The following is a 19,009-nucleotide window of genomic DNA, read 5'->3' as shown; positions in this document are numbered from 1 at the left end:
CGATATAGTTTTAAGTGGTATTTTAATTGCCATTTATTTAATAATTACTTCTATTTTAAGATTAACGATTTTTACAAGTAAATTAAACATTAGTTTTGAAATACCTTTTAGCATTATTTTAGGTTTAGTTTTTGGACCTTTTAAAGGTGCTTTTCTTGCAATAATTGCAGATACTTTTACTTTACTAATAGTTGGAAGTATAGCAACTTGAATGATTGAATATGCAATTGTGCCGCCACTTATCGCTATAGTTTCTTGATCTTTGCTATATATTTATCAATTAAAAAATAAATGAAGTTTTATAGTCATAATCACTTCATTTGCTTTGGTAATAGTTACAATGCTTTTAATTTACTTTTTAGAAGTTTTAAATACTACCAAAAATGTTAGAATTGAAAATATTAATAAAGACTGAAGAAGTTTTTTTACAAAAGAAATAGTATTAACTTTTATTTCTATTTTTTCAATAGTAAGTATTGCAGTTTTTAGTTTCTTTATTTTTAAATATTTTAAGACTAAAAAAGAAATTTATTACCTTTTAACCTTTATTTTCGCAACTATTTGCATTATAATAATCATTTTCCGTTGACTTTGAGGACCGATTGCTTTTATTAATTATTACAATCGTTTTATCGCTGTTAAAACAAATAAAGGAAGAGAAATTAGTGGATATTTCTACTTCTATCTTACTCCAATAATTTTAAAAGGTTTAATTACAATTCCAATTTATACAACAATATTAACATTATTAGTTCCTATCTTATTAAAACTTAAAAAGAAATACGATCAACCAAAATATTAATAATAAAACTCATTCGTTTGAATGAGTTTTTTAGTATTTTAATATTATGGTTGATTTCTATAATCTAAAAACTTCTTTCGCTTTTCAGTTAATTGTTGCTCTGGAATTTTTTCAATTATTTTACATAGAACTGGATTATTTTTGCAATAATCATTCATATTTTCTTTATCTAAAAAGACTATTTCTCCATTTTCAGAATTAAAAGTGAAATTATTATCATCAAATTTTTTATGTAAAGTTGGTGAAAGGTTTAAATAATTTTCTTTATCAGAGATAAAATTTAATAATTTATTAATTTCTGTATCATCTTTATTTTCTGTATTAAAGTTTGAATATCAGTAATTTATAATCATCATTTTAATCTTATAAACGGGAAAAAAGTGAGCTTTTTCAATTGGTTCACTTCTTGAAAAAGGAAAAACATTTACTTGATTTATTTTACTTCTTTCTTTTTCAATTGTTTTTTCAAGTGTTTCTTTTTGTCTGCTAATTAAATTTAAATTATTTAAATAGATTTTTTTCTTTTCAGGTGAATCATTTGAATTAATTATTTTTATTGATTCATAAATATTTTTAAAAATATTTGTTGATTCTTTTTTATTGTTAATTTTTGCTTTGAACTCTTCAATATAATCATATTCAAGACTTGTTTGATAATAAATTTTTTCATAATTTGAAATATTATTGTTAAGTTTAGTAGAAAAATTTTTGAAAAATAAATGAAAATTTCTCTTGAAAATTTCGTTTTCCTTACTCAAAATCAAAGGAGCATTTTCAGGTTTAGATAATTCCCCGGCAGGATTAGAACCTCTAACTAGAGTAATAATGTTCTTAATTGTTTCATTTCTAAAATTATCTTTTAAGAAATTATTTATAATAGAAAGTTCTTTTTCATTTAATTTTACTAATTTTCTATCACTCAAACTCAATCTTTTTTCTTGAGTAAATCCAAGTAAATTGAATAGTTCATCTCTTTTTTTAAACATTGCAATTTTATCCCTAAATCATCTTTCTGTTGTTTTTAAATCAATAAAACATTCATCAAGTTTGAAGAAATAATCAACTATAACAAGTGATTCTTTCATATAAATGAAATAAAATTTCCCCTTAAAACTTGCACTTGTAGTGGTTTTGGAATCATAATTTTTTGTTTCAACATCAAATGAATTTCAAACTAATTTTGGGTTATTCATAATTCTCCTTTATAAATTCAACAATTTTTTCAAATATTTTTTCAAGCACTTCAACTGAAATTGAATTTCCTGCTAAAAATGTCATTTTTTGTTCGCTTAATAAATTAGAATCTTTAATCTTTTTTATATCTTCTTTACTAAAAACCATATATAATAAAGATTCTTCTCCATTTATTACTCTTATTTTCTTTGTATTTTCAAAGAAAAATTTTATTCTGGAATTTGCTCCTGAAGCAGTTAAAGTTGGACCTAAATGAGTATTAGCATAAATATAATTTTCAGAATTAAAATTTGTATAATTATGTATAAATGCTTTTTTAATATTATTTTTGGTTACATAAAACTCATCTATTTTTAGCTTTTTTAATTTATCTTCAAGTAATTTATCTTTAGGTGTTTGTTCTGTATCTTCTTTTATTATTTTGTTGAGTTTTTTTGTATTTTTAATAATTTCTGGTCATTCAAAACCATTTTTATTTAAAGTTGAAATCATAAAAACTCTTTCTCTATTTTGTACTGAATTGAAATCTGAAGAATTGATAATTTTTCAAGTAGAAAAATATCCAAGACTTTTTAAAAAGTCTATTCATTTATTGAAGTCATCATTAAATTTTTTACTTGCTAGGCTCTTTACATTTTCAAGCAGCAAAACTTTAGGTAGTCTATCTTTATTGGCAATTAATAACCTTTGAATTTGAAGTAATAAACCACTTCTTGTTTCTTTTGTTATTCCTTTTTGTTTACCTTGCTGTGATAAATCTTGACAAGGAAAAGAATAAGTAAAAATATCTATACCATTTGGTATAACTTTTACTTCTTTTATATCATTATAAAATGAAGGAGTCTCCTCAGAGAGAGAGAGAGAGAGCACTCGGCAGTTTTTATAAATTTTTCAAAAAATGGATAAATTTGTATTAAATATTCATCGGATTTCTTATTAAAAAATCTGTTAGAAACCAAATTTTTACTATCATTACTTAATTTTAATTTAGATAAATTTTCTTTAATTTTATCTAAATTAATTTTATTTGTGTGACTTTCCTTCTTTTCATTTATTAAATCATAAGCAATTATTGAATCTATAAATCATTCAATTAAACCCATTGATTTGACAGTTATATTCATTTTGTTTTTAATATTGTTTAGTGCTTTAATTTGCGAACCAATTCCAGCAAAAGCTTCAAAAATTTTTATTTCTCTCTTTTTCATTTCTTTTTAAGTATATCGCGTTTCAAAAATAAACAAAAATCATTTTTTTATCTCTCTTTCTTTAAAAAATCTTGTCAAGAATTTAAAACATTGTTAGTGTTTATTAATTTTTGTTTGTATTTCTGATTTGAATTAGTGATGTAATCAAAAAAGTAATCTAAAATAACAAGGTGAGAAATTTTGGAAGCAATAGGTACTAATTTATCTAAATTATTGATTTTGGCATAAGTTATTTTTATATCAATTAATTCAGAAAATATTTTTTCAATATTTGAAGTAATTACTATTGTTTTTGCTCCAAATTCTTTTGCTTTCTTGAGAGCAAAATAAATTTCATTATTTCTAAAATTATTGCTCAAACAGATGATTGCATCATCTTTTTCAAGAGTTCCAAGTAATGGAAACATAGTGTGGAAATCCAGTTCAAAAGTTGCATCAAATCCTATTTTCTTTAGATTTGCACAAAATTCAGAAAGAATTTTTCCACTTGAACCAAGTCCAAATAATAGCACCTTTTTTGCTTTATTTAAATAGTTAGTAGCAAGTTTGATTTTATAGATATTTTCTTTTTGCACAGCAGAATTAATTGCATACTGTTGAGTCTTATAAATATTAAGAAAGTTCTTTTCAGTTTTTAAGAATTTTGTAGAAATATCTAAAATATCTAACTCTTTTATTCTTTTGTTAATAAAAATAGTTAGTGCTCTATAATTGTTAAAACCATATTTCTTGGCAAATCGTGAAATTGAAGCCTCGGAGCAATAAATTATCTGTGATAATTCTTGCTGAGTAAGGTCAAATTCCTTTTCATGGAATAAATTTATAAACTCAAGAATTTTTAATTCTACGTTAGTTAAAGAGTTAATTTTGGTCAAAATATTGTTAGTCATATTAATAATATTTTAATATATTAAATAATAAATGAAAGAAACTTTCAAAAATTTATTTTTTTCTTTCATTTATAATAAAATTATTTATGGATAATATAAAGGAGATTTTATGAAATATTCACAAAGTGTTTGTGCTATAAATAGTTTTGAATCACTTAAAATATTAGATGAACTTTCAAATTCTGGTATGACTCATATTCATATTGATTTTATGGATAGTTTTTATGTTCCAAGTTTTGGTTTTTCTTTTGAACAAGCAAAATTTTTAATTGAAAGATTCAAACATATAAATTTTGATGCTCATTTAATGGTGAAAAAACCTTTAAGATTAATTGAAAAATTAATCGAAGTAGGATTCAAAACGATTTTTATGCCAGCAAATGAAATATCACTTGAATATTTTGTAGATGCTACTAAAAATTATCCAAATATTTGCTTTGGAATAATGTTAGAAGCAAATAATAATCCAGAAGACTTTAGAAATATAATATTAAATTCAAAAAAAATTCTTTTGATGACTATTGATAAAATAGGTGGTACTGGACAAAAATTAAATAATTTATTATTTTCAAAAGTTAATACAATTAAACAAATAAATAAATCGATTGAAATTTATTCAGATGGTGGCTTAAGAGTGACAAATAGTGATGAATTTTATCAAAATAATATAGATGTAGCTGTTGGTGGTTCCATAATATATTATTTTGATAGTGCTAATAAATTTATGAAATGATGAATAGAGAAATATGATTCTTAATATAGCAGTAATTGTTTTAGGTTCGCTTCTTGGTTTTATACTTTTAGTAGTCATTATTTGACGTTTATACGAGAAAATTAAAGGTAAAAAAAGCAATTTCAATTCTTCTAAAATTGGAAACACATCTAAAAAAACTCTTGAAAAACTATTGATTTTTGATTCATTAAATGATTCATTAACTTTAAGCAATATTCTTGTAAAAAACAATTTTGCTAAAAAAGGTTATTCGCTTTTTAGTGGAGTTGTTCTTACAAAAGAAAAAATTTATTTAATTTCTGATTGTGTTTCACTTGACAACTATGAAAAAATTTTAATTGATGAAAAAGGTGTTTTTTTACAAAAAAATAATAAATCATTTAAAAAAGATCTTTGAGAAACCTATTGATTAAATGAGTCATCAAGATGACTTGAGAAAAGATTCAAAGATAAATATGAAATTTTAATTCTTGTTGATGAAAATCTTAATAGTGATTTAATTAAAAATAAAACAAAATACAGATTTATAGATATTTATTCATTAAATAAAGAAATAGAAACTCAAAGTCAAACTTTAATGAATCCACAAAAGGTAAGTGAAATATTTTTAAAAAACAATTTATTTAAAAAGGAAGATTCTAAATAATGAAGTTTAATATTTTAGGGATTTTTCTTTTAGTTTGTGTTTTGATAATCCAAATTTTTATTGTTTTTGTTTATAAAATAAACTTAAAAATAAAATATCAAAAAATTGGTTTAAATTTGGTAGAAAAACCAACAGTAATTGTTCAGAAAAATTTAAGTACTAAATTCAATAAAACATTTAATTTAAGTTTAAATATTAGTTGATTTAAAACTCAAATTAATATAAAAAAATCCTTGTTCTTTATCTCTAAAGAGAATTTAGGTTCAAATATTTTTTCACTTGTTAATTTACTTCACTTTAATTTTTATTGTTCAAATATAAAGAAAAATACAGAAAAAATAACTCTTATCTTTAAATATTTAATGATTTTATTATTTAGTACAGGTTGAGTTTTACTTACTATGGATTTATGAATTTGATCACTTTGTGTATTATCTTTATTTATTTTACTATTAGTATTTGAATTTGTTTTTAGTTATAAAATTTCTAAAATAGCATATATACAAACGAAAAATTATATTATTGAAAAATATCATAATCAAAATCTAAACTTAATTTTAAGTTATTTAAAATACAAAAGATTTTCACTTTTAGAAAAATATTTAACTTTTTATATTACTATCATTCAAGAATTAACTATTAAGTTTAAAAATTGGGGAAAAAATGAATAAAAAAACTAAACAAGAGTTAATTGAACATTTAGTTTATAAATATGCACTAGATGAAAAATATTTATCACAATTGTCATTAGAACAACTTGAAGAACTTTATCAAGAAAAAGAAAAAGAATCGTTATTAATTGCTAAAAACCCAAATAAATTCTTTTATATTAAAAGTTTACCTGTTCCAAAAGAAGTGGAAACAAAAACTTCTACAAAAGGTGGTTGAATAATATTTGGAGCATTTATTACAGTAATTATTTTTGCAATTGTTTTGTTTTTATTATTAGCTTTCTTAAAAAATTAAAATAAGGAGAAAAATGAAGTTATTTGACAAAAAAATGATGGAATGACAAGAAAATTGTCATGATTGAAAGGAAGTTGTACACAAAGGTGTAGAACTACTTGTAAAAGAAAATAAAGCTACATGAGAATTAGAGACAAAAATTTTAGATTCAACTGCACAATACGGAGCTTACTATGTTTTAGAAAAAGGAATAGCACTACTCCACGGACCTGCAGGAGATCATTGTTTAGAAGCTGCAACTTCCACACTTATTTTAAAAGATGAAGTAGTTTTTAATAATCAAGAAGATAAAAGTGCAAGAATTATTATAACTCTTTCAGCACCAGATAATACTTCTCACATTGGTTTTATTCAAGAATTTGGAAATTACTTTATGAATGAAGAATTTAAACAAAAAGTTTTAAAAGTTAAAAATATGCAAGAGTTTTTGGATTTAATAGAAAAATACGAGGTGAAATAATGAACATTAGATGTGTTTGTGGTTCTGGTTTAGGTTCAAGTCTTTTATTAGAAATGAATGTCAAATCAGTTTTAGATAAATTGGGAGTAGATTACGAATCTGTTGAACATACTAACATTTCATCATTTTCAAAAAATGGTGTTGATTATGTAGTTGTTGGTGCAGATGTTGCTCCTACATTGGATTTTCCAAAAGAAAAAATGGTTGTTTTAACCAACATTTTATCAAAAGATGAATTAGAAAAAAAATTAAAAGAATTATTAAAAATATAATTTTAGAAAGGAATTAAAATGGCTTTTCTTTTATGAATGCTTAATTTTTTAAAAGCCTTTGTAGCAGTGCCTGCTTTATTAGTTGGTATTTTTACAATGATTGGTGCCCTTGTTTTAAGAAAAAAGGGTTCACAAGTTGTAGTAAGTACTTTTAAAGTTATTGTAGGTTTCTTAATTATGGGTGGTGGAGCTGGAGTTCTTGTTGGTTCACTAAACAGGTTCCAACCAGTTTTCCAAGCTGTTTATAGTTTAAATGGTATTATACCTAATAATGATGGTTTTGTTGGAGCTTTAGCAAAAGCATTACCAGAAATTGCTACTTTAGGTTCAATTATAATGTTAGTTGCAATGTTGTTAAACATTTTATTAGCACTAACTTCAAGATTTAAATATGTTTATTTATCAGGACACGTTTTATACTATACTTCCTTAATGTTAGCAGCAGTAATGTATGTAATCGGTTTTGATTTTCAAAATAGTGTTGCAGACTTTGTTTTAGCAATGTTTGCGGGAGCTGCTCTTTTAGCAGTTTATATGGTTATTTCACCAGCAGTTCAACAAAGATACATGAGACAAATTGTTGGGAGTGATGAAATCGCTTTAGGACACACTGGTGGATTTGGTTATGCTTTATCTGGATTAATCGGTGAAGCAGTTTATAAACTTAAAAAAGGAAAAGTTCTTTCAACAGAAGAAATTAAATTTCCACAATCACTATATTTCTTTAGAAACACACTAGTTTCTATTTCAATTACAGTATTTATTTTCTATCTTGCAGCATTTTTACCAGGTGGAATTTTATTTGAACTTGGAAAAATAACAAATAAAGAAGCTTTAGCTGTTTTAAGCGATGGAAACTGAGTTATCACAATGATAGTTCAAGCATTTACATTCACAGCTGGAGTAGAAATTGTTTTAGCTGGTGTTAGATTATTTATTGGTGAATTAGTGCCAATGTATAAAGGATTTAGCGATAAATTAATTAAAAATTCTAAAGCAGCTGTTGACTGTCCTGTAGTATTCCCTTATGCTCCTAATGCAGTTATTATTGGATTTATTTCTTCTTTTGCTGCTGGACTTGTAGGAATGGCTATTACTATTGGTTTAGGAGCTGCAAGTTTAATTCCTGCAGTTGTATTACCAGGATTAGTTCCTCACTTCTTCTTAGGAGCAACTTCTGGAGTATTTGGAAACGTTAAAGGTGGAATAATTGGTGCAATAGTTGGTCCATTTGTAGTTGGATTAATTATTACATTTATTCCTGTATTCTTTGTGCTTGGAAATTGAACTCCAACTGACACAAATGCTTTAGGAAAATTACTTGAAACATCTAACTCAGTAAAAGGGAATTCATTAATTTCACTAAATTGAGGAGATACTGACTACTTTATTGGTTACATTCCAGGAATTCTTGGATTAATCCCTAAAGCAGGAAAATATGTTGCTTTTGGTACAATCATTGCAGCTTACTTAGCATTAGTTGCTGATGGACTTGTTAAAAGATTTGTTTTTGACAAAAAAAATAAAGGTGAAGTAAAAAATGCGTAAAAAACATTTGGACTACACTGCAAATGAATTTATTGCAACAATGCGTGCAGTTGCTATTGACGGAATAAATAATGCAAAACAAGGGCACATTGGAATGGCTCTTGGTGCTTCTGAAATCTTTTATGCACTTGTAGGTCAAGTAATGAGATTTAGTCCTACTGATCCAAAATGAATCGATAGAGATCGTTTAGTTTTATCAGCAGGACATGGTTCAATGGGATTATATTCCATTTACCATTTACTTGGATTATTAAGCATTGATGATATTAAAGCACATAAAGAATATAATTCTAAAACTCCTTCACATCCAGAAATTGATAAATTAGAATTTGTCGATGCTTCTACCGGTCCATTAGGACAAGGTGTTGCAATGGCAACGGGAATGGCACTAAGTGCTAAACACTTAATAAAAAGATTTAATAAAGATCGTTTAAATATTTTTAACCACAACATTTTTGTAGTTTGTGGAGATGGGGATTTACAAGAAGGAGTAGCTTTAGAAGCAATCCAATTTGCTGGTACAAATAAACTATCTAAACTTGTAATCATTCACGATTATAACAATATGCAAATTGATTCAGCATCTTCTGAAGTAAATAACATAAATTTTGAACTATTTTTCAAATCTCAAAATTTCAATGTTATTATTTTAAGAGATAATGATCCAGTTGAAATTCAAAAAGCATTAGAAAGAATTAAAGACACAGTAAAACCTACTTATATTCAAGTTCCTACCACAATCGCTTATGGAACAGATGTTGCAAACTCTCCAAAAGGACACAATGGAATTTTAAGTCCAGAAGCAACTGTTAGTTACAAAAAAAGACTTGGTTTAAAAGAAACTAAACCTTTTGAATACAACGAGCAAGCTTACGAATTTGGAAGACAAATGATTATTTCCAAATCAACAGCTTACACAAGATGAGTTAATAATTTTGAAAAATTAAAAACAAGATATCCAAAATTAGGAAGAGAACTTGAAGCGTTAATTAAAAGGGAAAAATCCTTTGATTTTAAAGATTTTAAATTTAAACAAACTAATGTTGCTACAAGAAATTATGTTGCTGAAATAATGCAATATTTAGATGGAAATTATGAAGATTTTATGGGTGGTTCTGCAGACCTTAGAAGTGCTACTAAAGTAGGTTTTGATTCTAATAGAAATATCAAATATGGAATTAGAGAATTTGCAATGACTGCTATCAACAACGGAATAAATTTACACTCAGGATACACTACTTTTGGTTCAACTTTCTTAGTTTTTGCAGACTATGCAAAACCAGCTCTTAGATTAGGTGCACTAATGGAAATCCCTTCTATTTCTGTATTTAGTCACGATTCTTATCAAGTAGGAGGAGATGGTCCAACTCATCAACCGGTTGAACAAATTGGGATGCTCCGTTCTATACCTAATTATTTAGTATTTAGACCAGCAGATGAAAATGAAATGCTAAATTCTTTTAAATATGCATTAAATAGCAAAAAAACACCTTGTGCTATAATTACATGTCGCCAAGAAGTGAAATCATTTAATTTACAAAAAAATGAATTTAAAGCAGCTTATTTCATTGATAAACAAGAAAGTGCAAATATTACACTTCTTGCTTCTGGTTCAGAGGTGAGTTTAGCTGAGCAAGTAGCTAATGAATTGAAAAAAATTAATATTAAAGCAAGTGTAATTTCTGTTCCATCCTTGCAATTATTGCTCGATGATGAAAAACTTATAAGTCAGTTAGAACTTGCTAAACAACCATTATTTGCAATCGAAGCTTCTAACGATCATTTATGATACAAACTTTCTAAATATTCTAAATTTGATGCTCATTTAGCAAAAGACTTTGGACACTCAGCACCAGGACAATTTGTTTATGAGTTAAATGGATTTAATAAAGAATTTTTAGTAGAAAAAATCAAATTATTTTTAGAAAAATAATAAAGAAAAAAACAAAAAAAGCATTCATTAATTGAGTGCTTTTTTCTTTAATTGTACTTTTGATCAATTAGTTTCATTCCAATTTCATCACAAAGAATATTTAAGGTAATTTTTACTTCTATCTCAGTTTCAAATTTATCTTTAATTTTTATTGAAAAAATATTTTGATATAAAGCATATAGTTCATTTATGACGTTTTCTATACTTTCTCTTTTAGTTAATGAAAAGGTAATGTCTCTTGATTTTAATGGTGAATTATCATACTCTTTAAATATTACTTTCTCTTTTTCAATAGCATCTAAATTGATTTCAGCAAACAAAGCATCACTGATATTTAGATATGGAGAAATTTTTCCAATTCACCCTACAAGAGTGTTGTTGTGGTATATTAAAGCGGTTGTTCCTGTGTGAAAATTATTAATATCTTCTGCTCTTTTGAAAGTTAAATTTTCTGAAACATTGTTTAAAATCACTTCTTTTAATTGATTGAAAGGATAAGAAGTTGAAGCTAAAGCTAAAACATTCTTAAATTCATTAACCATTCCTACTTCAAAAATAGAAATATCTGTGATTTTTCTTTTTTGATTATATTCAATCACTTCTGCTAAAGAAATTGCTAAAGAGTTTCTAATTTCTTCTCTTTCTTTGGAAACGAAAGTTTCTAAAGTTATATTTTGTTTGAAATCAAAAGGATTAAAAACATTACGTTCTTTTGAAATTAAAGAATAAGTTCAAACTTCTTGAAAACCACTAGAAGAGATTTTTTCTTTAATAATATTTGGTCTATTAATTAAAAATGAGTTAATTTTTGGTTGATTTAAAATCAAATTATTAAATCCATAAAATCTTAAAACTTCTTCAAGAATATCATCTATATCTTCAATATCATGTCTATAGTTAGGAACAATAATTTGTTCACCTTTAAACTCAAAACTAAGAATTTCTAGTGATTTTTTAACTGTTGCAAATCTTTCGGTTTTTGAAATTTCACTTCCTGCAATTCTATTAATGTAATTGATATCAAAATAAATAGATTTTTGCTCTATTTTTGGTAGATTGATTATTTGTGAAAATTCAGTTAAATAATTAGATAAAAAATGATGACCTAAAAGCATTGTACCTAATGAAACTTTTTTGGATGATTGTTTATAGGAATTAGAATCAATTTTGAGTTGCTTTGCTGTATGTCTTACATCTTTAATAGAGAAATTACCAATTTCAAAAATAATTTCTTTAGTATCTTTAGTTATAGAAGTTTTTTCTGCTCCCATAACTCCAGCAAGAGAAACTGCTTGATTATTTCCATCATAAATGGCAAGTGCGTTTGTAAAATCTACAATTTTATTACCAAGTGCTTCAAATTTTCCAGAAAAAATTTGTGGTTGTAAAGGACTTTTAATAGTATTTTTATTATATGCATGAGTGGGCATTCCGCTCATAATCAAGGTTAAATTAGTTAAATCAACTATAGGGGAAACTAATTTAATTCCTGATTTTAAAAGTAAAAATGAATCTTGTATATTTAGTTTAAAGTTACCATCTTTTTTAGCTTCAATACCTGTTAAAAGATTGTTTTCATTATTTTTTATAATAAAGTTGCTATTAAATGTTGGATTTTTATAATTTATATTTAGAGGTTCTGAAAGGAAAAAGGCAGCTAATTCTTTTGCCATTATTAAATAAGAGTTAGCATCAGAACGATTGCTTAGAATTTTAATATCAATTAAATAATCATCAAGATCAAACAAATCTAAAGGATTTTCCTGTAAATTTACTTTTTGAAAAGTAAAAATACCTTCTTTAAATTCGTCTCAAACTAAGTTAGTATCAAAACCAAGTTCATTTAAAGAAACAAGCATCCCTTCTGAATTAATACCTTGTAATTTTTTTTCAGCAAAAATCATTTTTCCATTGGTAGAACCAGGAATAAATGCCATTACGTAATCATTTTGCTTAACATTTGTTGCTACAGTTTGAATAACTCTATCTTTATCAGCAAATTCGATTTCACAAACATTCAATTTATCAGCATTTGGATTTTTATAGATGTTTTTGATTCTACCAAATTTAACACCTTCAATGTTATTAAATTTTTGATAACTTTCAACTTCAAAACCTATGGAATTTATTGCTTCTAAAACATTTTCAAGTGTAATTTTAGCATCAAGATTAGCTAATTGTCTTAATTTTTTATATGAAAAAATCATTAGTTTTCCTTTCTAAATTGATTTAAAAATCTTAAATCATTTTTGTAAAATTCTCTAATATCCTGAATTTGGTATTTTATCATTGCAATTCTTTCAAGACCAATTCCTGCTGCAAAACCATTCATATCATTTGTATATCCTGCTTGCTTTAGCACATTTTTATGTAGCATTCCTGCACCTAAAATTTCTATTCATTTATTTTTGTAAAAAACATCTACTTCTACTGAAGGTTCAGTGAATGGAAAATAAGATGGTCTCATTCTAATTTGAACTTCTTCTTCTAAAACATAAGATAAAAAAGATTTTAATGTTCAGATTAAATTTGGAAAATTAACATTACCTACACTAATAAAGTCTACTTGTGTAAATTGATGAGAATGTGTTTGATCATCTTCGTCATTTCTATAAACTTTTCCAATTGAAAATTGACTAAAAGACTGATTTTTAAACATTTCTAAAGTTTTTGCACTTATTCCTGTGTTATGAGTTCTTAAAAGTAGATTTTGATTAATATACAGAGAATCTTGCATTTCTCTTGCTGGATGATCTTTTGCAATATTTAGTCTTTCAAAATTATATTCATCACTAACAATTTCTGAATCTGTGTATTCTAAATATCCATTTTGTGAAAATCACTCTCTTATTTTTTTAGAAACTAAAGTTATAGGGTGTAATGAACTTTTTGATTCCAAAGGTTCATTAACATCAATTCATTCGTTTTGAATTTTAGATTCAATTCTATGTTTTTCTATATTTTCAGCAGCTTTTTGAAAAAAAAGTTCAGCTTTTTCTTTTAATTCCTTTATTTTTTTTCCAATTTGTGCCTTTTTATCGTTAGTAGTTTGTTTTAATTCTTTAGTTAATTTTGCTATTTCACCTTCAGGTCCAAATACTTTATTTTTAGCTTGTTTTAAATCTTCGAGATTTTTTATTTTATCTAATTCCATTTTTCCCTTTCTAATATGTAAAATTATATATAAAAATATGTTTTTAACAATATTTTTTGCATTATAATATATTTAAAATTATTAAAATAAATGATTGAGATAAGGTTTGTATGATGAAAATTAATAAAAAAACAATAATGGTATTTTCTGTTCCGATAATTGCTTTAACTTTAGGGATTACAACAACTTCCATTTTAATTACTAAAAAAATTAATAATGAAAAAATAAACAAACAAAATAATCAATTGAAATCATTTATTTATAATCAACCAAACAGTGAATTAGATTCACTATTAGAAAAATTTTATTTTAAATTTATCAATAATAATGATTTAAATTTATATCAAAAAGAAAAGTTATCTTTAAACTTGCAAAAATTCGTTTCAGAATATAATGCTTTTTTAAGCAAACCTTTGACATTATTAAACTCAAGGATAGAAAAAAAATATCCTGATTTATTAAAAAAATCAAATGAATTAATTGAATTTAAAAACAAAATTAAGAAAATTGTTTCAAACATTAATTTAAATAATTTCAATTTTGAAGATAATACTAACCAATTAATAGAAAAGAATAAAGATATAGTTTACATAAATCAACAAAATAAAAATCTAAATGATGAATTAGATATTTTTTCTACTAAAATAAACTCTACAAATTTTTATAATAATTTTCTTTTAAAATTAGTAGATAAAAATTTTTTAAATGACATTATGGATGCAAATTTTGCTTATTCTAACTATTTTCAAAAAATAAAAAATTTAGATTTAGAGATAAAAGAAATTAAGGATACAATTTCTTTTTTAGATTTTTACTTTGAAAAATCTGATAGTAATTTAAAAAATGAAATAAATCAAATTACAAACAAATATAAAGAAAAAATACAGGAAAAAAGCGTCTTCTCTCTCTCTCTCTCGAATTTAACCCAAGTTAATAAATATATAAATATTATTTTAAATGACTTAAATTCTTTTATAAGTTTAAATAATCTTTTTAGTGATTATTTAATTTATAAAAAAGAAGAATTTTTAATAAAAATAAATAATAGTTCTTTTTTAAGCAAAGAGCAAAAAAAGACTTTTACTAGCAAATTAAAAGAAGTAAATACAATTATAAAAGAACAATATTTAGAAATTGAATTCAATAATGAATTGGAAAATTTTCAATTATCTAAATCTAACTTAATAACAGAAATAAATCAATCCATTATTAATGAAAAAAGCAAGTCTGAATTAATAAATAATGTAAAATCTCTAAAATCCAAAACTGAAATTCTTGATTTTAAAAATACTTTAGAAGAACTCTTTTCTAAAATAGAAAATTTAAAAATACTAATTTTAGAATTTGAAAATGGAATTTTAAATAACAATTTATCAGGACAAAAACAATTTAATTTTTTAAAAGAAAAAATAAAACTTGATTCATTTATTAAAAATAATGAATTATTAGATGTAGATATTTTTAATCTCACCAAATCAATAGATAAAGTAGATCAATTTATTTCAAAATTGAATGAAATAAAAAACGGAACTGATGCAACTAATGATGGATTGCAAACTATTTTTGATAGAGAAGCCACTGCAAATTTAAGTAATTTTCAATTAAATTCTAATACAGAAAAGTTTGATTTGAAACAATATTTATACTCTGGTTCTATTAATTTAAAAAATTCTAATTTATATTTTGGAGCATTGGATACAGATTTTATCGATTACACAATTTCTGATTTACAACTAAAAGAAAATAATAGAAATATTCTTGTTGTAACAATAGATGCTGTTGCAAAAACTAACTCTAATTTGCACACAACAATAAGAAAAGAAATTGATTTTTCTACCAAAGATATTACACCTATTATAAATAATATATCTATTGCTAATTTAGATGAAATTTATGACATTAACTATTTTGAATTATCTAAAATTAAATTTAGAGAATTTCTTGAAAATGAAACATATAAAAAGTATTTAATAAAGAAAAAACAGGGTATTTCTAATTTCTTTAGTTATGATATATTACCTAATTTTAGTCTAGAAAATAACACAAATAAATTACAAGCAACAGTAAATATTTTATTTAATAAACAAGTTATAAAAATTTTTAATCTTGCTTCTTTAAAAGCAATAGAATTTGAAAACGAAAACATAGAAAAAGATGATGAAGTAAATAAAAATAAAATTTTACAACTTTTAAGTGGACCAGTTGGTGATTTATTAGAAGAATTCAAATTTAAAGATGATGTAAGAAAAACTCACACAGACTATTATTCAAAAGATGCAAAAATAGCAATTGAAAGTTCCTATATTTTACCAAAATACGGTAGATATGAAATTTATGTAGAAAATGTTGAAAGTTATAATAATATAAAACAAATTAGAGATACTGCTAAAGGAGGAGATGCAAATGTTTTCTTTTGATACAAAATAGATGGACAAAAAGCACCTTTGCCTGAAAATAAATCAAGATACATAAAAACAGTTGATTTCTTTAGACATTTTACTTATGAAGCAATAAAACCAATCAATGGTAAACAATTTACAGCAGTTGATTTTAAAGGAAATTACAGTGAAATAGAAGAAAATTTCAAAACTGAAATTAATAAAATTAATGAAACTAATTTTCAACATAGAAAAGTTCAAGGAAAAGCTATTAAACAAGGGGAAGTTACCTTATATAGAGCATTTAATATAAAAGATTTTCTTTTCCAAAATCATCTAGAAAAAATGAATTATTTTTTCAAATTAGCAAATGCAACTGATGATTCTTCTTCAACTGGACAAAGTTATGATAACGACTGATTTGTTCCTTTAGATGCTAAATTAATTACTAAAACTGGAATCACTAAAAGTACTGCAAGTTTAAATGATTTATTATCTAAATATTTTTATTATTTCTATGATATAAAACAAATAAATAAGTGATCATTATCGTTTAAAATCGGTTTTATTAATATTTTAGATAATAACAAAAGATTTACAAATGAACAAGAATATGTGTTAGATAATGTTGTAAATGATTATCAACAAGAACTTTATCCTGCAGTTATTTTAAATAAAATAACTTTATCAGATATTAACGTTGATAAAGGGCAATTAAAAGAACACGATGTAACTTACTACAGAAATAATTTGGATGAATTAAATAGAATTATTACTTTAAACTATCCTGGTGATGAAATAGAATATAATAATTTTTCTTTACCTAAAAATCGTTTTAAAATTTCAGAAATTCAAAATACAAACGATGATTTTGCATTTGTTAGATTTGCCTTTTATAAAAAAGATGATTCTGTTATTAAAAGTGATGTTTGATACAAAATTAGCGGATTTAAAAAGATTACCACTAATGAAGGAATTAATAAACTTACATTTGATAATAACAAATTAAATACAGTCTTTTATTCAGAAAATGAAATCGAAAGAGAAAGGGAGTTAGAACCTTTTTGAAAAGATTTAATTTGAACTTTAGATCCTAAAACCAATGTTGCATCTTGAGTGTTAAAAAAACAGTATATTGAAAAAACTTTTCTTGCATCAGGAGCAAAAAACAGAAGTTTTAAATTAACTTTATTTGGAAATGTTTTATCAGTTGATAATGACAAAGATGATAGAGTAAGAAATGAATCTAAAGTTCCTAAGTTTGATTTTGATTTTGAAGAGTTAGTAACAGGTAAATTAGTTATCAAAGAAGGTGTTGTTGGTGGTTATAAATCCCCAAAAGGAAACACTTGAATTCAAGCGCCTCCAGTGGAATACATTTTAAGTGCTCAATATGACGAAAATACAGGAATTTCCTTTACTTTAAAACTAAAAAATCCTGAATACAAAATTATTATTGATACAACTTATGCACAGCCAAATGATGTTAATTTTTCTCCTTCAAGAGCTTTTATTTTAAATTTTGCACCAGCAAAAATAGTAATGAAATATACAAATAGCAAGCAAAGTGAATATTTTAGTGATTACAAAACTAATCAATATAATTATGAACATGTAAATTACGATTTACAGCAAGAACCAATCTTACATTATAATGATGAAAATATTGATTTAGATTATAGTGTTTATAATCCAAATCAAAACGTGATTTACAAAATTCATGAAGGATATAAACCAGATAGAGAGTGAATTAGAAGTGAGTGGCGTAATTGAGAACTTGTAAACACTGTAAAATCAAGAGCTATTAAATATGTTCCCGATATTAACCATACTTTGTGAAATGGTTCTGCAACAATAATAGCTAAAGTTAATGATGACATTAATGATCACAGATTTTATGTTTTAACTAATCACCATGTTGAAAAAGAAGTGGATAAACTTTCTAAAATTTCTGGAGAAAATTTGCCATATACACCAATGAGTCACAGAAATATTTTTATTGAAAGTGATAAATATAGAAATGATATAAATGATGGTTTTGGTTATCCTTCAACACGAAATGAAGTAGGTTTTGGTCAAATTCCTACCAAAATATTATGAGTAGGAACAGGAGAAACAAATCAAATTTCTAAAGATAGCAAACACAAAGGAAATTACGATGCTGCTGTTTCAATAATTGATTGAGGAAATTATGTTAAAGAAGCAAAACGTGAAGGTAGAATGGGTATTGTTAAACATTTTCAAAATTTACAAAAATTAGAAAATGTTAAATTCGATGTTGACTATAAAACAGCAGAAATTTTTGCACCAAATATAACAGATATGGCACATTTAGGTTTCCCTTATTGAGGATCTAAAACTGGTTATATAAATCATCGTCCTGATTTAAGAAAAAATAGTGTAATTTTTGCACAGTCACCAAATTTTTCACCTTTATATTTTGGTTCAGGTAACTCTGGTTCTGGGATGTTTGTTGATAAAAATAGCTTAGTTGGTTTGTGAACATCAGGAAATGGCGGGGGAACTTCAGAAATTTTTAGATATGACACTGATGAATATAACTTTTTTGGAATTAATTGAAATAATGAAAATCCATTAAATTTAAAAAATACCGGTTCTTTTGGTGCTCAAATCATTAGAGCAAATGCTAAAAATCCAAATGATTTCTCATTACCTTGGTTTTGAAAAGAAATTAAATAGCAAATTAATTAATAGTTAATAATATATCAAACTTTATAAAAGGAAGACTTGTTTTGTTAAGTCTAATGACTCCCGAGTTTCCCAGTTAATAGCAAAAAAGACAAAATCAACCATTTTTTTGGTTG

General features: G+C 24.7%; 16 protein-coding genes. 10 read left to right on the top strand and 6 right to left on the bottom strand.

Annotated features, from left to right (window positions below; translation table 4 throughout):
- The first annotated feature begins 211 nt into the window (after positions 1-211).
- Positions 212-802: a hypothetical protein gene (locus ACXX88_RS02250; RefSeq protein WP_458559473.1), complete on the top strand. Its 591-nt coding sequence runs from the start codon at positions 212-214 to the stop codon at positions 800-802.
- 44 nt (positions 803-846) lie between these two features.
- Here ACXX88_RS02250 and ACXX88_RS02245 read toward each other — a convergent pair whose 3' ends face one another.
- Genes ACXX88_RS02245 through ACXX88_RS02230 form a run of 4 tightly spaced genes read right to left on the bottom strand, consistent with a single transcriptional unit; the run spans position 847 to position 4,094 of the window.
- Positions 847-1,995 (bottom strand): MAG4270 family putative restriction endonuclease, encoded by a 1,149-nt coding sequence (locus ACXX88_RS02245; RefSeq protein WP_458559472.1) that lies wholly within the window; start codon positions 1,993-1,995, stop codon positions 847-849.
- Positions 1,988-2,866 carry a DNA (cytosine-5-)-methyltransferase gene (gene dcm / locus ACXX88_RS02240; RefSeq protein ID WP_458559471.1) on the bottom strand — a complete coding sequence of 293 codons (879 nt, stop codon included), beginning with the start codon at positions 2,864-2,866 and terminating at the stop codon, positions 1,988-1,990. Before dcm ends, ACXX88_RS02245 begins: the two co-directional genes overlap by 8 nt.
- Positions 2,815-3,204, bottom strand: a complete 390-nt coding sequence (gene dcm_N, locus ACXX88_RS02235) for a DNA (cytosine-5-)-methyltransferase N-terminal subunit (protein ID WP_458559470.1) — start codon at positions 3,202-3,204, stop codon at positions 2,815-2,817. Before dcm_N ends, dcm begins: the two co-directional genes overlap by 52 nt.
- Before the next feature lie 47 nt (positions 3,205-3,251).
- Positions 3,252-4,094, bottom strand: a complete 843-nt coding sequence (locus ACXX88_RS02230) for a MurR/RpiR family transcriptional regulator (RefSeq protein WP_436358435.1) — start codon at positions 4,092-4,094, stop codon at positions 3,252-3,254.
- Positions 4,095-4,203: 109 nt separating this feature from the next.
- Here ACXX88_RS02230 and ACXX88_RS02225 point away from each other — a divergent pair, with 109 nt between their 5' ends.
- Genes ACXX88_RS02225 through ACXX88_RS02190 form a run of 8 tightly spaced genes read left to right on the top strand, consistent with a single transcriptional unit; the run spans position 4,204 to position 10,652 of the window.
- Positions 4,204-4,851: a hypothetical protein gene (locus tag ACXX88_RS02225; RefSeq protein WP_458559469.1), complete on the top strand. Its 648-nt coding sequence runs from the start codon at positions 4,204-4,206 to the stop codon at positions 4,849-4,851.
- Positions 4,841-5,473, top strand: a complete 633-nt coding sequence (locus tag ACXX88_RS02220) for a hypothetical protein (RefSeq protein WP_458559468.1) — start codon at positions 4,841-4,843, stop codon at positions 5,471-5,473. The genes ACXX88_RS02225 and ACXX88_RS02220 overlap by 11 nt, the downstream gene beginning before the upstream one ends.
- Positions 5,473-6,144: a hypothetical protein gene (locus ACXX88_RS02215; protein ID WP_458559467.1), complete on the top strand. Its 672-nt coding sequence runs from the start codon at positions 5,473-5,475 to the stop codon at positions 6,142-6,144. Before ACXX88_RS02220 ends, ACXX88_RS02215 begins: the two co-directional genes overlap by 1 nt.
- The gene (locus tag ACXX88_RS02210; protein ID WP_436358431.1) at positions 6,137-6,439 is read left to right on the top strand and encodes a hypothetical protein; all 303 of its coding nucleotides are present in this window, start codon (positions 6,137-6,139) and stop codon (positions 6,437-6,439) included. Before ACXX88_RS02215 ends, ACXX88_RS02210 begins: the two co-directional genes overlap by 8 nt.
- Positions 6,440-6,452: 13 nt before the next feature.
- Positions 6,453-6,899 carry a PTS sugar transporter subunit IIA gene (locus tag ACXX88_RS02205; protein WP_436358430.1) on the top strand — a complete coding sequence of 149 codons (447 nt, stop codon included), beginning with the start codon at positions 6,453-6,455 and terminating at the stop codon, positions 6,897-6,899.
- Positions 6,899-7,171: a PTS sugar transporter subunit IIB gene (locus tag ACXX88_RS02200; RefSeq protein WP_436358429.1), complete on the top strand. Its 273-nt coding sequence runs from the start codon at positions 6,899-6,901 to the stop codon at positions 7,169-7,171. The genes ACXX88_RS02205 and ACXX88_RS02200 overlap by 1 nt, the downstream gene beginning before the upstream one ends.
- Before the next feature lie 18 nt (positions 7,172-7,189).
- Positions 7,190-8,719 carry a PTS ascorbate transporter subunit IIC gene (locus ACXX88_RS02195; RefSeq protein ID WP_458559466.1) on the top strand — a complete coding sequence of 510 codons (1,530 nt, stop codon included), beginning with the start codon at positions 7,190-7,192 and terminating at the stop codon, positions 8,717-8,719.
- Positions 8,712-10,652 carry a transketolase-like TK C-terminal-containing protein gene (locus ACXX88_RS02190; protein WP_458559465.1) on the top strand — a complete coding sequence of 647 codons (1,941 nt, stop codon included), beginning with the start codon at positions 8,712-8,714 and terminating at the stop codon, positions 10,650-10,652. Before ACXX88_RS02195 ends, ACXX88_RS02190 begins: the two co-directional genes overlap by 8 nt.
- A 47-nt stretch (positions 10,653-10,699) precedes the next feature.
- Here ACXX88_RS02190 and ACXX88_RS02185 read toward each other — a convergent pair whose 3' ends face one another.
- Positions 10,700-12,859, bottom strand: coding sequence for a phenylalanine--tRNA ligase subunit beta (locus ACXX88_RS02185; RefSeq protein WP_458559464.1), 2,160 nt, complete (start codon positions 12,857-12,859; stop codon positions 10,700-10,702).
- Positions 12,859-13,806 carry a phenylalanine--tRNA ligase subunit alpha gene (pheS, locus tag ACXX88_RS02180; RefSeq protein WP_436358425.1) on the bottom strand — a complete coding sequence of 316 codons (948 nt, stop codon included), beginning with the start codon at positions 13,804-13,806 and terminating at the stop codon, positions 12,859-12,861. Before pheS ends, ACXX88_RS02185 begins: the two co-directional genes overlap by 1 nt.
- 113 nt (positions 13,807-13,919) lie before the next feature.
- Here pheS and ACXX88_RS02175 point away from each other — a divergent pair, with 113 nt between their 5' ends.
- Entirely contained in the window at positions 13,920-18,884 is a 4,965-nt protein-coding gene (locus tag ACXX88_RS02175; RefSeq protein ID WP_458559463.1) for an MGA_1079 family surface serine endopeptidase, read from the top strand.
- The last annotated feature ends 125 nt before the right edge of the window (positions 18,885-19,009 follow it).

This window comes from Mycoplasma sp. 5370, assembly GCF_054343435.1.
Note: the sequence above shows the minus strand (reverse complement) of the source record. Positions and strands in the feature narration are given on the sequence as shown.